The organism is Dehalobacter sp., from assembly GCA_023667845.1.
In the GTDB taxonomy this organism is placed as follows: Bacteria; Bacillota; Desulfitobacteriia; order Desulfitobacteriales; family Syntrophobotulaceae; genus Dehalobacter.
On record JAMPIU010000006.1, the window covers coordinates 23,005 to 41,184 of the forward strand.

An 18,180-nucleotide genomic window follows, 5' to 3' on the forward strand; every position below is an offset into this window, starting at 1 on the left:
CACTTCTGACTGTTTATGACAGCAGCAGTGCTCTTGCTTATTTTAGCCGGAACATTTGTACCTGCTCGTAATCCTTAATCTTAATACCTGCGCTCTTACTGCTTCCCAATCTGCTGCAGTGCTTCAACTGCTGAGGCATCGGCAAGGGTCGTTGTATCACCGATTGCCCGCCCTTCAGCGATGTCCCTCAAAATTCTGCGGATAATTTTTCCACTGCGGGTTTTCGGCAATTCTTCCGTAAGATGAATTTCATCAGGCCTGGCGATTGCCCCGATTTTAGCGGCAACATGATTCTTAAGTTCGTTCACCAGGTCTTCCCTGGCTGCAACTCCTTCACGGAGAGTGACGAAAGCTGCGATCGCCTGCCCTTTCACTTCATGGCTTTTACCGATGCAGGCAGCTTCAGCCACAGCCGGATGCTCAACAAGAGCGCTTTCAACTTCTGCTGTACCGATTCGATGCCCGGAGACATTGATGACATCATCGACTCTGCCGATAATCCAGAAATAACCGTCTTCATCGACTTTGGCCCCGTCCCCGGCAAAGTATCTGCCTGGCCATGTTCCCCAGTAGGTATCCTTATAGCGTTTGTCATCGCCATAAACCGTTCTGAGCATTGCCGGCCATGGTTCCGTGATCGCCACGAATCCAACCTCTCCGTTTTGAACCGGCTGTCCGGATCTGTTCAATATTTCGGCTTTGACACCCGGGAAAGGCACAGAACAGGAGCCAGGCTTCATGTCGGTTACTCCTGGCAGAGCTGAAATCATAATCATTCCTGTTTCAGTCTGCCACCAGGTATCAACGATCGGGCATCTTTCTCCGCCGATATACTTGTGATACCATAACCAGGCTTCAGGATTGATCGGTTCTCCAACTGTCCCGAGAAGTCTTAGACTGGTCAGGTTTCTTTTCTGGGGATAGCTTTCTCCCCATTTCATAAAGGTCCTGATTGCCGTAGGCGCGGTATACAAAATGGTTATCCCGTACTTTTCAATCAGCTCCCAGTATCTGTCCTTCGCAGGATAGTCAGGCGTCCCTTCAAAAAGGAATACCGTCGCACCGTTGGCCAGCGGGCCATATACCAGATAGCTGTGGCCTGTGATCCAGCCGATATCCGCTGTACACCAGTAAATGTCATTTTCCTTCAGATCAAAAATGTACTGATGCGTAGTCGAAACACCTGTCAGGTAACCTCCGGTCGTATGCACGACGCCTTTAGGCTTTCCGGTGGTGCCGCTCGTATATAGGATGAACAAAATATCTTCCGCATCCATTTCTTCAGCCGGACAATCGGCTGCAGCATCCTTCATCAGTTCATGATACCAGACATCTCTTTCTCCCTGTACAGCATTATCAAGGCCCACCCGTCTGACCACCACGACTTTGTCAATTTCCGCGACACCTTTCAGCGCCTCATCAACATTTTCTTTTAACGGAAGGACCTTTCCGCGGCGATAGCCGGCATCAGCCGTAATCACAATCTTAGATTTAGCATCATTGATTCTGTCCCGAATGGCCTCAGCGCTGAATCCGCCAAAAACCACACTGTGAGGCGCTCCGATTCTGGAGCAGGCCAGCATGGCAATGACTGCTTCCGGAATCATCGGCATATAAATTGTGACAACATCCCCCTTTTTCACACCGAGGGATCGGAGTACGCTGGCGAATTTGCCGACTTCATGATGCAGCTCTTTATAGGTGAACGATTCTGTATCACCATTTTCACCCTCAAAAACGATGGCATTTTTATCCGCCCGGGGCCCGGCTAAATGCCGATCCAAACAATTGTAGGACGCATTGAGTTTACCACCGTTAAACCATTTGGCAAATGGCGGATTCCACTCCAGAACAGTATCCCATTTTTTGAACCAACTAAGCGTTGAAGCCCTCTCTTCCCAAAAAGCCAGTCTGTCTTCTGCCTTTTGATAAATGCCCGGGTCGGAAATGAGGGCATCTTTCCTGAATTCCGCTGAACTCTGAAAGACGTGTTTATTTTCTGAACTTAGGGTAATCTCTTTGGACATCTCGTTTTTCCTCCTTACCGACCCAACTATAATTTTATATTTGTATCATATCATAACCGACTGCCCGAATCGTCTGCTTTGGAGCCAATTGCCCGTATTTAAGGGTTAAACGCAAAATACCGGCCTTCGCCGGTATCTCCAGATTTCTTTGTTATCTTGATGTGTCTTTAAATATCTTGCTTCTCATCTGATCATTCATTCCTGCTTATAGATTAATAAGTGAAACAGGCAGCGTACGTTCCACTGCCTGTTTCAGCCACCTCGTCCACCTTTTCTCCCAGGAAGGTTCCCCATCCTTCCAATTAATTATTTTACTTGATGATATTTTCAAATGCAAGTGCCAATCCAAATATGTCCAACATAGGTGCTAGTCCTTGAGAAATTTCCTTTCCAGATAAGCGGTAATTTCCTCCGGCTGGCACCGGTATACCTCCTGGGCAGACTTCTCTCTTAAATCCTGCAGCCCGGAAGGGATATTCCAGCCTGTCAAAGCGCTGAGCCCGGTCAACGCTTCCCAGGGGTCACATTCTCTGTACCTGTCGCCGGCAATTGCTGTCAGCACGCTTTGAGCAAACTTGAAAGGACTCGCCGTTGAAGTCAGGACAGTAAACGTTTTGTCCCCGCTATTTTCTCGATAATCGTTGTAAACCTTCATCGCGACAGCCGTATGCGGGTCCAGCAGATAGTTGTCTTCTTCATACACTTTTTTAATGGTTTCGAAAACACCTTCTTCATCCGTCCAGCCAGCGGTCATATTCTCCCTACAGGCAGTCAAAGTATCCGGATCCGCACTGAACTTCCCTTCGCTGGAGAGACGTTGGAACCAGCTACTGATCTTGCCGGCATCCCTTCCGGATACTTCAAACAAAAAACGCTCAAAATTGCTGGAAATAAGGATGTCCATTGAAGGTGACGAAGTCAGATAAAACGGACGGTTGCTCTCATAAGTTCCGGCAGTGAAGAAGTCCGTAAGCACATTGTTTTTATTTGATGCACAAATCAGCTTGCCCAGTGGCAGTCCCATTCTTTTAGCATAATAAGCGGCCAGAATATTGCCAAAATTACCCGTGGGGACCACGATGTTGATTTTCTCTTCCGCAGCAATTTTTCCCAGTCTTACTGCCTCGAGATAGGCCCAGAAATAATAAATGATCTGCGGCAGCAGTCTTCCCCAGTTGATGGAATTCGCTGAGGAAAAAACCATATGGTTGGCATTCAGCTTTTGGCGCAGTTCTTCAGATGAAAAAATCTTTTTAACTGCAGTCTGGCACTCGTCAAAATTTCCGTTGATCGCCACAACGAAAGTATTTCCTCCGCCTGTTGTAACCATCTGGCGTTCCTGCACAGCACTGACGCCGCCGTCGGGATAAAAAACCACAATCCGTGTACCCGGAACATCCTTAAATCCGTCCAAGGCGGCCTTGCCGGTATCTCCGGAAGTCGCCGTAAGAATCAGAACTTCCACATCAAGCCCAAGTTCTTTAATACTTGCAGTAAGCAGATAAGGCAGCACCTGCAGGGCCATATCCTTAAAAGCAGCAGTCGGGCCGTGCCAGAGTTCCAGCATCCCGCAGCCGCCGACTTCAACAAGCGGTGCGGGGTTTGACGTATCAAAACGTCCGTCTCCGTATACTTTGACTGCTTCTTCCAGCGTTCCTGCCGGTAGATCTCCGCAATACAGCTTCATAATTTGCAGCGCAAGCTCTGCGTAACTGCAGTTGGCATATTGTTTCCAATCCACGCAGGGGATCTCCTGAGGAACAAATAGTCCTCCCTGAGGTACCATTCCTAGAGCAATCGCCTGGGCAGAGGTCTGAGCATCAATGTTGCCGCGGGTACTAAGATACATTTTTTCTCCTCCAATAATCACTGTGCAATATTTCAATCATCAATAATTGATATTTTACTTGATTTTATATGAAAAGACACGTAAAAACAATATAACTATAATAGAATCCTGCTTAACTATCAAGGATTATCCTGTATTATTTTGAACACAAGACAAGGTATTTTACGCCTGAGCAAGAATATATTGGATAAGCGACTGATGCACTGGATAAAATGACTCATATGGCTTGACATTCCTCAAATCAACCAGAAAGCAAGGCGAAATACGATGAAAGATAATTTCACCCGCAAATACAGACAGACTTTGCTGCTTGGCTTAATCAAGGTGATCCAGGAACTGTTCCCCGAAGAAATACTGAAGATTCCATATTCCATTCTTGACGGCGTTTATTGTGAATTTTCCGGCTCCCTGGTTTCTCCCAGAGAAGTCAGATTGATTGAAACAACACTAAAGAACTGGGCTAGTCATAAAAATTTCATTGGATTTTTAGGGAAAGACGAGAGTTTTCATATCTATAAATTGGATGAAACCATTATTAAATCGATTTATTCCGCCTTCGAGGATACTTCTGTCATCAAGGATTTCCGGCTTATTCCTTTTCAGCCGGGGTTTATCCTGGATTTTTCCGATGAATCCGGTTATTTGGCAGACTTTGTTCTTCCCAAAAAACTTTCAGCAACCTACGTGGAAACGCAACGCTGGCTTGAAATCCTGGATCTGTCTGAGGTCAAGGACGTGAATTCCTATATCAGAAACGGCCGCTCCATCGATCTCATTAATATTGCTGAAGCTCTCCAGGAGAAAAAGATTGCGGATATTGCGGATATCATAACCAATGAAAATAAAAATGTCAGGATCGTGCTGATTTCAGGACCATCCTCATCAGGAAAGACGACCTTTACCCAGCGTCTCTCGACTCAGCTGATCGTTAACGGCCTGAAACCGATTTCCTTATCTCTGGACAACTATTACCTGAATCGGGAAAACATTCCGCGTGATGCTTCCGGACAGCTGGATTTTGATACCCTATATTCCCTGGACCTTGCACTGCTCAATGAACATCTGGATAAGCTGATTATGGGAGAAACGGTCCAGACGCCGGTATTCAACTTTTTCACCGGAAAGAGAAATCCGGACGGAAATGATATCCGTCTCGACTCGGACAATATCCTGCTGGTCGAAGGCCTTCATGCCCTAAACCCAGGTTTGCTCACCATTAACAGGAATTCCTTCTTTAAAATCTATATCAGTGCGCTTTTCCTGCTGAATATCGACCGCCACAACCGCGTCCCGACAACTGAGGCGAGACTGATCAGACGAATTGTACGCGACGATAAATTCAGGGGCTTTGGTCCAGAGCGGACTCTGAATCAGTGGCCAAGTGTCAGACGCGGGGAAAATACCAGCGTTTTCCGCTACCAGGAAGAAGCTGATATCATGTTTAATTCCAGCCTGCTCTTTGAAATGAACGCTCTACGTTCCTTTGCCGAACCCCTTCTTGAAAAAATCCAGGAAACAAATATGTTTTACGATACTTCAATTCGTTTGCTGAATCTTCTATCGTTTTTCGAACCAATGGACACAACCAACATCCCCTTAAATTCAATCCTCCGAGAATTTATCGGTGGCAGTATCTATAGTGAATAGCCATAACAAATCATCCAAGGAGAAAATGATGGAACCCAACAGACTTATGATGCGTGATTGTAAAATGAACCGCATTCTTCGTATTTTAGAACAAACCTATCCGGAAGCACACTGTGAGCTAAATTTCCGCAACCCCTTTGAACTCCTTGTCGCAACGATTCTCAGTGCCCAAACAACAGACCAAAAGGTCAACAAAGTAACAGCCGTACTTTTCGAACGCTGCCCCACACCCAAAAAGATGTTGGAGATCACTTCCCGCGAGTTTGAAGAGATCATTCGCCCGATCGGACTCTTCCGCACCAAAGCCAAAAACATTTTGCAAACCTGCAAGCTGCTCATTGAAGAACATCACGGAGATGTCCCCGCGAATCTGGATGACCTCGTAAAAATGCCGGGGGTTGGCCGTAAAACAGCCGGAGTAGTCTTAGCAAACGCCTATGGCATTCCCGCTTTGCCTGTGGATACCCATGTGCTGAGGGTTGCCAATCGGCTCGGCCTGTCCCGGGAAAAAGACCCTTCTAAAGTAGAAAAAGAGCTTACCGCTCTTATCCCTATGGAACTATGGATTGATACCCATCACCGTTTGATTTTTCACGGTCGCAGACTTTGCCATGCCCGGAAGCCGGAATGCCCGGTCTGTCCCTTGAAAGACTGCTGTCCGGCATTTACCAGCGCTTCCTAGTATCAATTCTTCCTGAATAAAATGATAGATATTAAGTATCAGTGCTTCTTTAGCTTTTTCCAGAACGAATACCCTTTGAACATAAATCTGCCCGTTTTTTTTTGTTGCCCCGGTTCATTTTCATCAACAAGCTGAACTCTGGCCGTTTCACTGACCGATTTGATATTGGCTGCAGAAGCGGCCAGATTTTCCACCATCTCAGGCAATTTCGCATTAATGACGTTTAAGGTTTCCTGCGCCTCCCCGATAAATTCTTCAGCTTTGGCAGCAGTATCCCGGACCGTGTTTAATGCACTGTCCATTATTTGCATAGTCCGGCGTGCTGAACGTAGCAGTACAAGCAGATATATCCCGGCAGAGCAGAATATGACCGTTAAGAGGACGGCGCAAATCAGTGCATAATTCGTAGCATTCATTTTATTTCCACCCTATTTTACAACATGAGCTGTCAACTGCATTAATGTGCTGCGGTTTTTCACCCCGGACAGATTCTCACCCGTAATTTGCTCTCCTGCTTTTAATACTGTACCGTTCTCAAGCTGAATGTCATTATTCAGCGTTTTTCCGAGCAGGAACTGAAGCTGCCGCTGCTCAAAGACATTAAAATCCTCCGGATATATAATTGTCCCGTTATTTTCAGCTGTCTTCAATAAACTTTCACTCTTGCCAAATTGTTCGATTTTCTTCTTCAGAAGCTCTTTTTCACTCAAGGCCGAGCTCTCCTTACCCCTCGATGGCTCGGATGACTCTAAAGCCTTGTTCCGTTCCGGCTTGATCTGTTCTTTGGCTTGTTTTCCTGCAGAAGGATTGTCATCAATTAGAATGATCTCCTTGCCGTACGTGATCACGTGATCACATTTAAATTCGCTGCATTTCCCTTGCGGATCAACGACCTCACAGGCCGAAATCGTTCCGGTTGTTTCATCGAACAGTATTTCCTTCACCTGACCTATCAGGCACCCCCGGGTCGTCAGAACCTGAGAACTAACGACCTTAACATCTTTTTTCAGAAGTTCCACGGCAAGGTCGTTATGCGCAACATCCTGAACAACGGTGCTGTCATTGATAATTAATGCATAATCCCCCAGCCCCAGGATATCGGCGTAAGCGATTAATCTTGCACCAAAATAATCTGACGGCTGGTCGATAACAAAGAAAGCCAAACTCCCATCCTCAGAATTGATGATGATGTCTTTGACAGTGCTGATTTGCTTTCCTTCATTGATGCTGATAATTTTCAAACCCCGAATTTCTGCCGAAGACTTCATTTTCCGATATCCTCCCGCCTATTAAAAATGACTATCATTGCTCTGAATGTAGTTCTACAATCATACAAAATTCTCCTTCTTTATCGAATAAAATACAAATACAACCTTATTGCTTCAATAACTGAATAAGGTCCATATGAGGGTGAAACAAAGTGCAGCCAGCCAGGGCAGCACATTCAGCCGGATAATCTGTGCGGCTTCCGTTTGGGTGACTGCACTAACAATAGCCGGAAATCCCCATGGAATCACTGCAGCGTCTGTCCAGATCGCCGTAACCTGTCCCAGAACGGCCAACGGAACGGCTGAGATTCCGGCCGCCTGTCCGAGAGCCGCCGCAATCCCGCCGGCTAACGGCAGAGCAGCGAAACCTGATCCGCTCATTGCCCCCAATACCGCTGTAAGCATCACCAGCAAAGCACAGGAATACTTATTAAGCACCACGATACCAGATAACTTATCGGCCAGCTGTTCCAGATAGCCCGCCCCTTGGTGCAGCAGGACATTTTCATAACCGGAATGCGTCCCGAGGAGAAAGAAACCTGATATTACAACGATCGGGGCAAATACCTCCATCGAAAACTTCATTCCGGTCTGGATATGCCGCCCAAAAGTATTAAAAGATGTCTTATAATCAGTCAGAATCGTACCAAAAATTAGGACAAGGAGCGTTACGCCGCCGATAACCGCTACGGCACTGTCTCCCCGCAGTCTGCCATAGATCAGCCAGATTACTGCCAGCAAGTAAACCGCAGCTGCCGTCAGGGCCAGGATCGTTCTTTTTCTTTTCTGACTCTGATGGTTTTGCTTTATCGGCGGAAGTACATCAAGTTCTTCTTGTTCTTCTTGTTCTTCTTGTTCTTGCTCATTTTGCTGCTCCTCCCCCTTCTGCCCGTCCAGTCGTTCCCTGTTGTCTGCCACCACGTACGCAGGAATGCTTTTCTTTTGCTGAACCGTCATTACCCGAAAGCCGATTAACGAAGCGATGATTCCGCTTCCGCATACGAGCGGCAGAGACTGCCGTAAGACCTGCTCCAGAGCGACGCCTGCTGACCTGGCGGTAAGACCGGGCGCACCCTGAATTACGTAATCACCGGCTAGCGCAATTCCTTCGCCAAAAATGCAAAGACCAACCGCCAAACCAAGTGGAGGGATCCGACTGCGGTGAATCAGTGGAAGGATCAAAGCCCCTAGCAGGGAAACTGCAGGTGTCGGCCATAAAAATAAACTTAAGGAAAGAAGCATAGCCCCTGCGAGCCAGTATAAATAAGCGGCATTTTTAATTTTCAGGATTGGTTTGATTAGGATGGTTTCCGTTTTCGTTTCTTTCAGCATGCCGGTCATAGCGACCACCAATCCAATCAGCAGGATGATCGGAAGCAGATCCGCAGCTGTCAGGAGAAACCCCCGGAAAGCAACCTGGATCCCCGCAAAGAAGCTGCCGGTGTCCAGCACGCCTACTGCCAGAAGTCCAAGGGCAGCAATGATTACCGGTTTTTTCTTAAAAGAAATGGCAATGATAATCAAAAGAATAAAAGCAAAGTAGACGAGCATACCGGGACTTGGCAAACGATATTCACTTCCTTTTCCAAAAGACAAATGCTATACTTTTTATGGGTTGAATCATTTGAAATGAGAGGACTATGATCATGAAGCATTATGATATCGGTATTGTCGGCGGTGGAATCTCCGGTATAATGTGTGCCTATGAACTGATCAAACACAACCCTAAGCTTAACATCTGCATTTTTGAAAAAGGAAACAGCATACGCGACCGAAAATGCCTCCTAACTGAAAACAAATCAGTGAAATGTGCCAACTGCCCGACCTGTGCGATCATGGAGGGGTTCGGAGGGTGCGGTTCCTTTTCTGACGGAAAATATAATTTTACCACCGAATTTGGTGGCTGGCTGAATGAGTATGTCTCCAATGACAATGTCATGGATCTGATAGAGTATATGGATTCCATTCTTGTTGACTTTGGCGCAACGACCAAACGTTTCAGTACCAAAACTCCCAAAGCGCGTGAAATCGGGAAAATTGCGCTCCAAAATGATCTTCATCTTCTCCAGGCCGAAGTCAAACACCTCGGCACTGAGAATAATCTTAAAATTATGACCAATATCTTCAACTTTTTAAAAGAAAAAATTGAAATCAGACATAAGACAGAAATCACCGATATCTCCCAGGATCAAGACAGGTATATTCTGTCCGCAGCCAGCGGGGAATATTCCTGTGACTGTCTGGTCTGCGCGGTTGGCCGGGTTGGAAGCGAGTGGTTTACTTCACTATGCAGGAAGATGAGTATCCCAATGACAAACAACCAAATTGATCTCGGCGTCAGAGTCGAACTTCCTTACGAAGTGTTCAGTCAGATCACCGATGAAGTCTACGAGGCTAAGCTGCATTACTACACCCGAAAATACAATGACCTGGTCAAAACCTTCTGCATGAATCCCCGGGGACATGTCGTCACAGAAAATACCGTCGGCGTACTTACTGTAAACGGTCACAGCTATTCCGACGATAAACTGAAAAGCAACAATACGAATTTTGCGCTGCTGGTCTGCAATAAATTTACTTCTCCGTTCAACGAACCATTAAAGTATGGCAAATATATCGCCACGCTTTCCAACATGCTCGGTGAAGGCGTTATCGTTCAACGTTTCGGCGATCTTGTGAAAGGCCGGCGCACAAATGAAAAAAGGATGATGAAATCCTTCACCAAACCCACTTTACAATCCGCAAACGCTGGCGATCTCGGTCTAGCCCTTCCGAAACGCCATCTTGATAATATTATTGAAATGATCTATAAACTAGATAAAATCGCACCCGGAACGGCAAACTACGATACCCTGCTTTATGGTGTCGAAGTAAAATTTTATTCGGCAAGGCCCCAACTGAACAAGCAGTTGGAAACAAAGTATTCGAATTTTTATGCGATTGGCGACGGAGCAGGCATTACCCGTTCCCTGTCCCAGTCCGCAGCCAGCGGCATCTACGTTGCCCGCAATATCCTAAAGAAGGCTTAGCTGGTCTTCGAGGTAGTTGAAAGCTTCTTCGATACTTGGGTAGTTGCAGATGCCTTCGGCTCTGGCGGTATCCCCGATCATAAGGAAGTCCTCTGTTTCGTCTTTCATTGGCAAATCGACAATTGTGTTCCCGAATACAATAACTTCCTCACTGCGAATATCAAGGATATCTTTAATGACAGCAAGGGCCCGCCCCTTGCTGTTTTGATTAGGCATGATTTCCACACAATCATCGTATTTATTGATTTTATAATGGTTTTTCTTCACCGCTTCCAGAGCTTGTGCTGCCTGATGCAGTGAATTAATCCTTGCTAAATTTTTAGGTGCGGCAGTCAGCATCGTCTGATTGGGCTGGAACCAAAGATCCGGAAATTTTTTTAGAAGGTCTTGCTTCATTTCTTCACCTATCTGGTGCGGAATAGCTTCAAGCTTTTTCTCCCATTTACGCAGCGGCTCAAAAATAACGCCGCCGTTTTCTCCTGCAACCAAAGGTTGACAGATCCCAATTCCCCTGGCCAATCCCGCCAGATAGGAAGCCGTCCGACCGGAAATAAAAACAATTCTGATCCCCTGACGTTCCAGCGATCTTAATTTACAGGCTACCTGGGCAGTAATCGGATCGTCCGTTGGTGCCAGTGTGCCGTCAATATCAAATACAGCAAGCTTGATTCCTATGCTAATCCCCTCCTTGATTGTACGAATACTTTCTAATGCACCAAAGAACTGACCGTATAGTTGTATCCTGAAGGAGATTTTCTAATTCAATAAATATTTATTTTTATTAACCAATTATTGACTTCTCTCATATTCGCTAATATATAGCCTTCAAATATTTTGTTTGCTGTTCTCCTTAAAAAGAAAAGACACCTTGGGTTCAACCATCCATTTAAACAAAGTTCTGATTCCGTTCAAGGCCAGGATGATTGCCAGCGCTGCCCCAAGTATTATTACCAGCGCTCGCTGCGGTCCTGTCTGCAAAATCTGATAAAACCCGTATGCAACAAGGGCCTTCACGATCAATCCATGAAGCAGATACGTATACATCGTATTGCGCCCCAACGCTGAAACCAGAGGAATCTGCCTGCCAGGCACCAGCAGCATCACGCCTAACCCTAAAACTACAGCCAGCAGGTAAATACCCGCTCGGTAAAACCCCGCATACCATTCCGTAGCGCCAAGCGCTTGATAAGATGCGCTCCCATAAAACCACGAAACGGTATAATTCTGACCAAAATAACAAAAGGTCAGAAAAGCCAGCAGCATAACACAGACAGCAGCGAAGCGCCAATTTCTCGTCAACAGCTTTTCCAGATGCTTTTTCTCAAAATAAAAGCCTGCCAGGAAAAACGGAAAGAAAACAACAATCCGCGACAGACTCGCGTAGTAACCCAGCTCACCCGTATATCCGGCAATAAGGCCGAAAAGAAAGGTAACAGGCAGCGCATATCTGATCCTGACCACATAAGGCAGTGCCGCTTTCCAAATAATCATGCTGAATAAAAACCACATCATCCAGTATGGTGTAAAAAAAGTAAAATGCAGGCTTTCCTTATGGAAAATCCAAAAGTCAAAAACGGAATAGATCATTTCGAAAATAACATAGGGTATTACCAGTTTGCTGATGATTTTTATCTCATATTTCGGATCATCAATATTCTTGGCAAAATAGCCGGAAATAAAAACAAACAGCGGCATATGAAATGAATAAATGAACGCATAAATGGATTTGAAGACTGGAATATAGATGAGCGGTTCAATGATATGACCGACAACCACCAAAACAATCAGCATGAATTTCAGGTTATCGAAGTACGGATCTCTTTGATTCATCCTGGCTTGTTCCTTTCTTATCCTAATGTTTAACCGATTTCATATGTTCTGATTATATCATTCATTTTTCTAATAATCTCAGGATTTTTGATTTAAGCCGAAAAAAGGGGGTATCGCAAAACTGCCATAAAAGTAGTGGAGCGATACTCCTTCTTCTAAATGAATCGTTTTATGTATGACTTAATAAAACCTAACAAGGTAGGGCTACGCAATATATAAGCCGCTTCCGGCATGTTGCGCCCTCCTTGGCGCAAACAGCCGCGCTGCGCAATCCATGCTCCGCTTACGCTGGTTATATATTGCATAGCCTAATCTCTGGCTTTTATTCAGCAGATTTTTTTAGTTCAGTATATCTTTTTCTTTATCCTTAAGCTGTTTTAAGTTAATGAAGCGGTTTTCCACAACTAAATTATACAGCAGCTGCGGTCCTTTCGGGGCCCACAGTTACTATTTTATGGCGAAAAAACAGGGCCGCTGCTAGCGAATTATCTTAATTCGTTTTGCGACGTCCCCTTCATTCTCAGACTACTTTCTGCCTGGAGCCCATATTCGGGGTGATTTTGCAGCTGTACTGGTTCCATGTATGGTCACATTAATTGTTTGGGTATCAATACCGAAAATTTTTATAAATACGCAATCATAGGTATCTGTAAGATTAATATCCAATTCGTAATTCCGTTCTGTTTCCGTCAGTTTTGTCTGATAATAATCTACGCTTACCTGGCTTTCATCCAGTCCATTTAATACTGCATAGGTGTCGGCAATATCATTGAGCGTTGCTTCAGGATTTTCCGAATGATCGATCGCCAATGTTTCATTAAAACGCGCATCCCTGATTATTTGTCCAACCTCAAACAAGTGTAAACGATTTAAGTACATCCCGCCAATATCCACAACAAGTCCTGTAAACCCAAACAATACAATTAGCAGGACAGCAAATAGAATTGTGATATTTCCATCTTCGTTTTTTAATCGTTTACGTAACGGCAAGCAAACGCTTCTAGGCATATTGCCACCTACTTTCCGACCCAACACGTTTTGATTTGCTAACCTTCTTTTGTTATAATCAGTCGATTTTTTTTAAGGTTTTTCGTAAATGTCAGCTGTTCTCCGAATATCACTTTTCCTAACGGAGTCAACGGTTCAACTGTATAAACTAAACTGGCTGTGATCTGCGCATATCTCCATTTTTTTGTATTTTGATCCGTGCCGCCGCCACTTTTGGGCGTGTAGTAGTCTTTCTTTTCAGTCCAACATTTTAACTTAGCATCACTCACAGACAAATCTTCCTCATCAACCAGCGACGATGTCTTTTTCATCGCCTCTTTTATTGCTTTTTTGGCAGATTCTCCACTGATTGTTTGGGAATAATCACTATCATAGCTTATACTCATTGTCCAAGACGCATTGCGATAAGCATAATCAAAAGTAAGATACTTATTCATCATCCACCCTAAATCTATCACAGCAAACGTTAACATTAGAAATAAAGGAAGTACCAGGGCAAATTCAACAAGTGCCTGTCCATTTTCATTTTTTAGCACGCGCATCAAATTGAACACCCTTCCCTTCAAACGTATCTGTTCGATATCTCTAACCATCCTCAGGATACCCCTCTAAAAACACCTGTGAAGTAAATGTTGACAATACCCTAAATTCATCACCAAAAAACAATTTTGACTGCGGCATGAGCACCGGTACATCATATTCCAAAGTTACTGTCGCGTTAAAATAGGTATAATAGCTTGGTAATTCTTGAAATCGAGATCCTTTGTTCGCATGATACGTATAATTCTTCCGTTTTGTTTCTCCAGCTTTGGCCTCAATGGTTAACTGATCAAAATCCAATCTGTCTGTATAATCACTAATGGAATTTTTAACTTGTTCATTGATATTTGTCTTGCTGGTAATTTGCCGAATTCCCTCATTTGCTGCACTCTGTACCAATACTTGCGCATCGACAATTCGTCCGGCATCCAGAATAAAACCAAGAAACAGCAGTAAAATAGGTAAAACCAGTGCAAATTCCACCATAGCCTGACCTTTTTTGCATTCTCGTATTTTTCTTAAACTTATAAATTCTCTGATCTTCATATTTTTACCGCCCAGCATCAATATAATCAACTTCTGCCATATGCTGCCATTTGTTAAGCCTTGCTCTATTTTTACAATATATTTACGTTTAGTTTACAATCATTTTACATTTGGTTTTATATGGATTCTATCTATAAAAACTCAGACCCTCAAGAGGAAATTTGTCGAAATAATGTCTTCTATAAGAAATTGATACTTTCGGACTATTTCTGTTTCCCAATAGTACCAGTAGATTAATCCACGCGTTCCCAGTACCTGCATATTTTGCGTAAAAAAAAGGCCCCTGAGGGTCTCTAGTACCTTATCAACACTAATTCATATAAACCTCCGAGAAAAATTTTTGTATCACAAAGGCGAAGAAATGAGCAATGCCGGCAAATTTACCTGATTATTTTCTATATGGTAACCGGCTTTAATACAGCCCCAGCATCCTTCCAGGAAACCTGCCCGTTGGTGAATTCATCCAGCCAGCCAGTAAAGGTATCCTGATCTCCATCCCGGATATATACTTCAAGATCAATTTCTTCACTAAACTTTTCATTGCCGCTTTCCGTGCCCTTTTGCTTCAGGCCGTACCGGATCTGTTCAAACCAGGAGTACGGAATCCGGAGTACATAGATCCGGTGCGGAACGAGCTGGACAATCGCTGTGTTCTCCAATGCGAGGCGGGCTGTCCCGCCATAGGCTCTTGTAAGTCCACCGGTACCAAGCAGGATACCGCCAAAATAACGCACAACAATGATCTGGATGTTCCAGAGCTGCCGATGCTGGAGCAGTTCCATGACCGGCCTTCCCCCTGTACCCTGCGGTTCGCCGTCATCCGAGGCTTTCTCAATCCTGCCTTCGTGAATACGGTAAGCGTATACATAATGGCGGGCGTTTGGAAGGGCTTCCCGGATTTCCTTCATATTTTTTTCGGCTTCGGCCGCGCTTTCGATATATTTGACCAAAGCGATAAATCTTGATTTCTCAATGACTTGTTCGACCTCTGTCTCTCTCTCGATTGTTTTAAATGCTTCCACTTCTCGTCCCCACCATTAACTTAATTATAGTTTAGCTTCTAACTTAACTTTGAATTGGTTTTAGTCATAAACCGGTCCGTCCCAACTATAACCCGATTATGCCGGGCTTCCCCTATTTTCTCTTTTTCATCAAACGCTTCAATGTTAAACACAAGCCTGCGGCCTTCTGCTTCGATAAGCTCTGCCTCCGCCCATACTTTAAGTCCGACAGGTGTTGCTGCCAAATGTCTTATCTCCAAATAGGTCCCGACACTGGTCTGGTCATCCGCAAGATCCAGCGCCTTGGTCGCAGCATTTTCCATCAGGGCTGCGAGCATAGGAGTTGCAAAAACCTCCAGTGACCCGCTGCCGACAGCTTCTGCTGTGTTCACCGCTGTAACCAGCGACTCCGCTTTGCCTTTCTTCCCGATTTGAATCGTTGAGCTGCTCTGCATTGAATCCGCCATGTTGTTCCCCTTTTCAGCAAGATTTAATAATAACCCGAAAATACGCTTCATACTGTTCCACAGTCAGTACCTATGTTCTAATATAACATAGATTTCAACTTATATCCCCCAAAAAATCCACTGGGTATCCGTTAAGAATGGGATATGCCATTGTAAAGCATATCCCACTTATGATTGAAGTATCTTTCCCTACGTTGGCATTAATGGCTGATGCCTCGCGATATACCGTTTAAAGCCTCTCCAGCCTCATTGATATGAATATTTTCAATCGCGAGGTCACCTAACGCAATGACCCCAATAATTTGCCCCTTGTTCAGCACAGGAAGACGTTTTACCTGGTATTCAGCCATGGTTTCAGCCACGGTATCGATATCCTGCGTGCCATCGATACAGATTGGATCTAGCGTCATGCACTGCTCGGCCGTCATCTGGTTGACATCCTTGTTCGAAGCGATGACTCTCAGAACAATATCCCGGTCTGTAATAATCCCCAATACTTTGCCGGCCTGAACGACCGGAACAGCACCAATATCTTTATCTCTCATAATTCTAGCGATATCCGCAACTTTGGCTGCTGGGTCCACCCAGCTTACGTCCGTTGACATAATATCCATGACCCGCATATAAAAACACCTCCGTTTTAATATTTCAGCACTTAGTTTTTCACTGAAACCAATGAATTATGTCAGTAAATAATCCCTTTGTAAAACGTTGATTCTAATTAAAGAAAAATGATTATCTGTATTATCTTTTGCTGTAAAAATAGAATTATCCTCGGTGTTGACCCGGGGATAATTCTATTACGTTATTTACTGCTATTATTGTTGTCTATCAATTTAATTCTTTATTTTTAATTCTATTTGTTTGATTCATCTTGGTTTTCGGCCATACACGATTGCCACAACACCGCCGACGAGATTTTTATATCCCGCATCCTGAAGTCCGCATTCAGCAAAGATCAGGGTGAGCTGACGCTGAGATTCAAATTCACAGGCCGAATCATAAAGATACGTGTATTCTTTTTGTTTTCCGCCGTGAATTTTTCCCAGCCACGGAACGATCTTCTCAAAATATAGCCAGTAAAGCTGTTTGAAAACCGGCATAGTCGGTTTTCCCATATCCAGAGATACGACCATCGAACCAGGTTTGACAACACGGATCATTTCCCGGATTCCGCGGCGCAGATCAGGAAGGTTCCTGAGCCCCCAGCCAACGGTCGCTCCGTCAAAACTGTTGTCGGTAAAAGGCAAGCTCATCGCATTGCCCTGCAAAAGCTCAATACTCGCTTTGTAACGGTCATTTTCAATATTCTTCCGGCCGACAGCCAGCATTTCCTCTGAAAAATCGACTCCGGTGACTCTGCCGGAATCCCCGACGGCGACGGCAATTTCTCTGGTAAGCTTGCCGGTTCCGCAGCACAGGTCAATCATCTTCATTCCGGGTTTAGCCTCGACAATCCTGACTGCTTTGGCCCGCCAGGCGTTATCCATCCCCATACTCATCAGGGAATTCATTAGATCATATTTCCCGGCAATTGCGTTAAACGTTTCCTTGACGTATTCTGATTTATCTTTGCCTGCAAAATCCATTTTCTCTCTCCTTGTACCATCTTGCCCAGTATATGGTCAGTACTATCATATGATAATTAGCCCAAATTGTCCAATTTAAGAACTATCTAGAATATCTCACCTGAGAAGCAAATGATCTGATGAAAAGCAAATAGTAATCTAAAACACTATTGCTAATGATTTTCAACTATGGTAGGATAAAACTAATTTAATAGTATGGGGAGCTGGGGATGCTGGCTGAGAGGGATATCACGTATCCGACCCTTAAAACTGATCTGGGTAATGCCAGCGTAGTAATAATAAAAAACTTTAATAACTGCGCTGCCTTTGCAGCGTTTTTTGTTTGTCGGTCATCGTCGATAAGCAGTGTTTTATTATTTACAAAGTCACGGACAGTAATCTAAAAAAATACGTGAAGGAGAAATGTATTTTGGCAAAGATAACAATGGCCTTTCAGGTCATTCCAAAAGTGGAGGAGTCCAGAATCTATCCGGTTGTTGATGAAGCAATTAAAGTTGTCGCCCAAAGCGGCCTTCCCTACGAAGTCGGTCCGATGGAAACAGCACTTGAAGGAGAGCCTGATGAAATCTGGCAGGTCATCAAAGATGCCATGGAGGCTTGTATCAAAGCCGGGGCTTCTAGAGTAATGACCAATGTAAAAATTGACTATGTACCCCAGGGTTCCACGATCAATGAAAAAATTGCCAAGTACCGCTGA

18 protein-coding genes and 1 riboswitch are annotated in these 18,180 nt (G+C 44.6%); of the genes, 4 read left to right on the top strand and 14 right to left on the bottom strand.

From position 1 onward, the window contains the following. Positions 1-95: 95 nt before the first annotated feature. Positions 96-2,027, bottom strand: a complete 1,932-nt coding sequence (gene acs / locus NC238_00465) for an acetate--CoA ligase (protein MCM1564427.1) — start codon at positions 2,025-2,027, stop codon at positions 96-98. Between the two features lie 367 nt (positions 2,028-2,394). Further along, positions 2,395-3,876 carry a threonine synthase gene (thrC, locus tag NC238_00470; GenBank protein ID MCM1564428.1) on the bottom strand — a complete coding sequence of 494 codons (1,482 nt, stop codon included), beginning with the start codon at positions 3,874-3,876 and terminating at the stop codon, positions 2,395-2,397. Positions 3,877-4,143: 267 nt separating this feature from the next. Here thrC and NC238_00475 point away from each other — a divergent pair, with 267 nt between their 5' ends. Beyond that, positions 4,144-5,523, top strand: a complete 1,380-nt coding sequence (locus NC238_00475) for a nucleoside kinase (protein ID MCM1564429.1) — start codon at positions 4,144-4,146, stop codon at positions 5,521-5,523. Between the two features lie 28 nt (positions 5,524-5,551). Next, positions 5,552-6,205, top strand: coding sequence for an endonuclease III (gene nth, locus NC238_00480; protein ID MCM1564430.1), 654 nt, complete (start codon positions 5,552-5,554; stop codon positions 6,203-6,205). A 38-nt stretch (positions 6,206-6,243) separates the two neighbouring features. Here nth and NC238_00485 read toward each other — a convergent pair whose 3' ends face one another. The 3 genes from NC238_00485 to NC238_00495 form a co-directional block, all read right to left on the bottom strand. Continuing rightward, complete coding sequence (locus tag NC238_00485) at positions 6,244-6,621, bottom strand: hypothetical protein (protein ID MCM1564431.1); 378 nt, start codon at positions 6,619-6,621, stop codon at positions 6,244-6,246. Between the two features lie 12 nt (positions 6,622-6,633). Continuing rightward, on the bottom strand, positions 6,634-7,473 hold the full coding sequence (locus NC238_00490) for a PRC-barrel domain-containing protein (GenBank protein MCM1564432.1): 840 nt from the start codon (positions 7,471-7,473) through the stop codon (positions 6,634-6,636). A gap of 114 nt (positions 7,474-7,587) precedes the next feature. After that, positions 7,588-9,039, bottom strand: a complete 1,452-nt coding sequence (locus NC238_00495) for a Na+/H+ antiporter NhaC family protein (GenBank protein MCM1564433.1) — start codon at positions 9,037-9,039, stop codon at positions 7,588-7,590. A 74-nt stretch (positions 9,040-9,113) separates the two neighbouring features. Between NC238_00495 and NC238_00500 the strand changes: the two genes are divergently transcribed. Beyond that, complete coding sequence (locus tag NC238_00500) at positions 9,114-10,502, top strand: NAD(P)-binding protein (protein ID MCM1564434.1); 1,389 nt, start codon at positions 9,114-9,116, stop codon at positions 10,500-10,502. Here NC238_00500 and NC238_00505 read toward each other — a convergent pair. From NC238_00505 to NC238_00545, 9 genes are all read right to left on the bottom strand, one after another. Further along, a complete protein-coding gene (locus tag NC238_00505) occupies positions 10,488-11,138 on the bottom strand; it encodes an HAD hydrolase family protein (GenBank protein ID MCM1564435.1) in 651 nt (216 codons plus the stop codon). The two genes, NC238_00500 and NC238_00505, sit on opposite strands and share 15 nt — an antisense overlap. Before the next feature lie 189 nt (positions 11,139-11,327). After that, a complete protein-coding gene (locus NC238_00510) occupies positions 11,328-12,332 on the bottom strand; it encodes an acyltransferase family protein (GenBank protein ID MCM1564436.1) in 1,005 nt (334 codons plus the stop codon). A 525-nt stretch (positions 12,333-12,857) separates the two neighbouring features. Next, entirely contained in the window at positions 12,858-13,340 is a 483-nt protein-coding gene (locus NC238_00515; protein MCM1564437.1) for a pilus assembly protein TadG-related protein, read from the bottom strand. A 38-nt stretch (positions 13,341-13,378) separates the two neighbouring features. Then, positions 13,379-13,933 carry a pilus assembly protein gene (locus tag NC238_00520; protein ID MCM1564438.1) on the bottom strand — a complete coding sequence of 185 codons (555 nt, stop codon included), beginning with the start codon at positions 13,931-13,933 and terminating at the stop codon, positions 13,379-13,381. Then, entirely contained in the window at positions 13,926-14,444 is a 519-nt protein-coding gene (locus tag NC238_00525; GenBank protein MCM1564439.1) for a pilus assembly protein, read from the bottom strand. The genes NC238_00520 and NC238_00525 overlap by 8 nt, the downstream gene beginning before the upstream one ends. Positions 14,445-14,821: 377 nt before the next feature. Beyond that, positions 14,822-15,448: a YigZ family protein gene (locus NC238_00530; GenBank protein ID MCM1564440.1), complete on the bottom strand. Its 627-nt coding sequence runs from the start codon at positions 15,446-15,448 to the stop codon at positions 14,822-14,824. A 38-nt stretch (positions 15,449-15,486) separates the two neighbouring features. Further along, positions 15,487-15,894, bottom strand: a complete 408-nt coding sequence (locus NC238_00535) for a thioesterase family protein (GenBank protein MCM1564441.1) — start codon at positions 15,892-15,894, stop codon at positions 15,487-15,489. Between the two features lie 200 nt (positions 15,895-16,094). Then, positions 16,095-16,517, bottom strand: coding sequence for a CBS domain-containing protein (locus tag NC238_00540; GenBank protein ID MCM1564442.1), 423 nt, complete (start codon positions 16,515-16,517; stop codon positions 16,095-16,097). A 246-nt stretch (positions 16,518-16,763) separates the two neighbouring features. Further along, positions 16,764-17,483 (bottom strand): demethylmenaquinone methyltransferase, encoded by a 720-nt coding sequence (locus tag NC238_00545; GenBank protein ID MCM1564443.1) that lies wholly within the window; start codon positions 17,481-17,483, stop codon positions 16,764-16,766. A 186-nt stretch (positions 17,484-17,669) separates the two neighbouring features. Beyond that, a riboswitch (TPP riboswitch) is annotated at positions 17,670-17,776 on the top strand. A 116-nt stretch (positions 17,777-17,892) separates the two neighbouring features. Between NC238_00545 and NC238_00550 the strand changes: the two genes are divergently transcribed. Further along, positions 17,893-18,180 carry a thiamine-binding protein gene (locus NC238_00550; protein ID MCM1564444.1) on the top strand — a complete coding sequence of 96 codons (288 nt, stop codon included), beginning with the start codon at positions 17,893-17,895 and terminating at the stop codon, positions 18,178-18,180.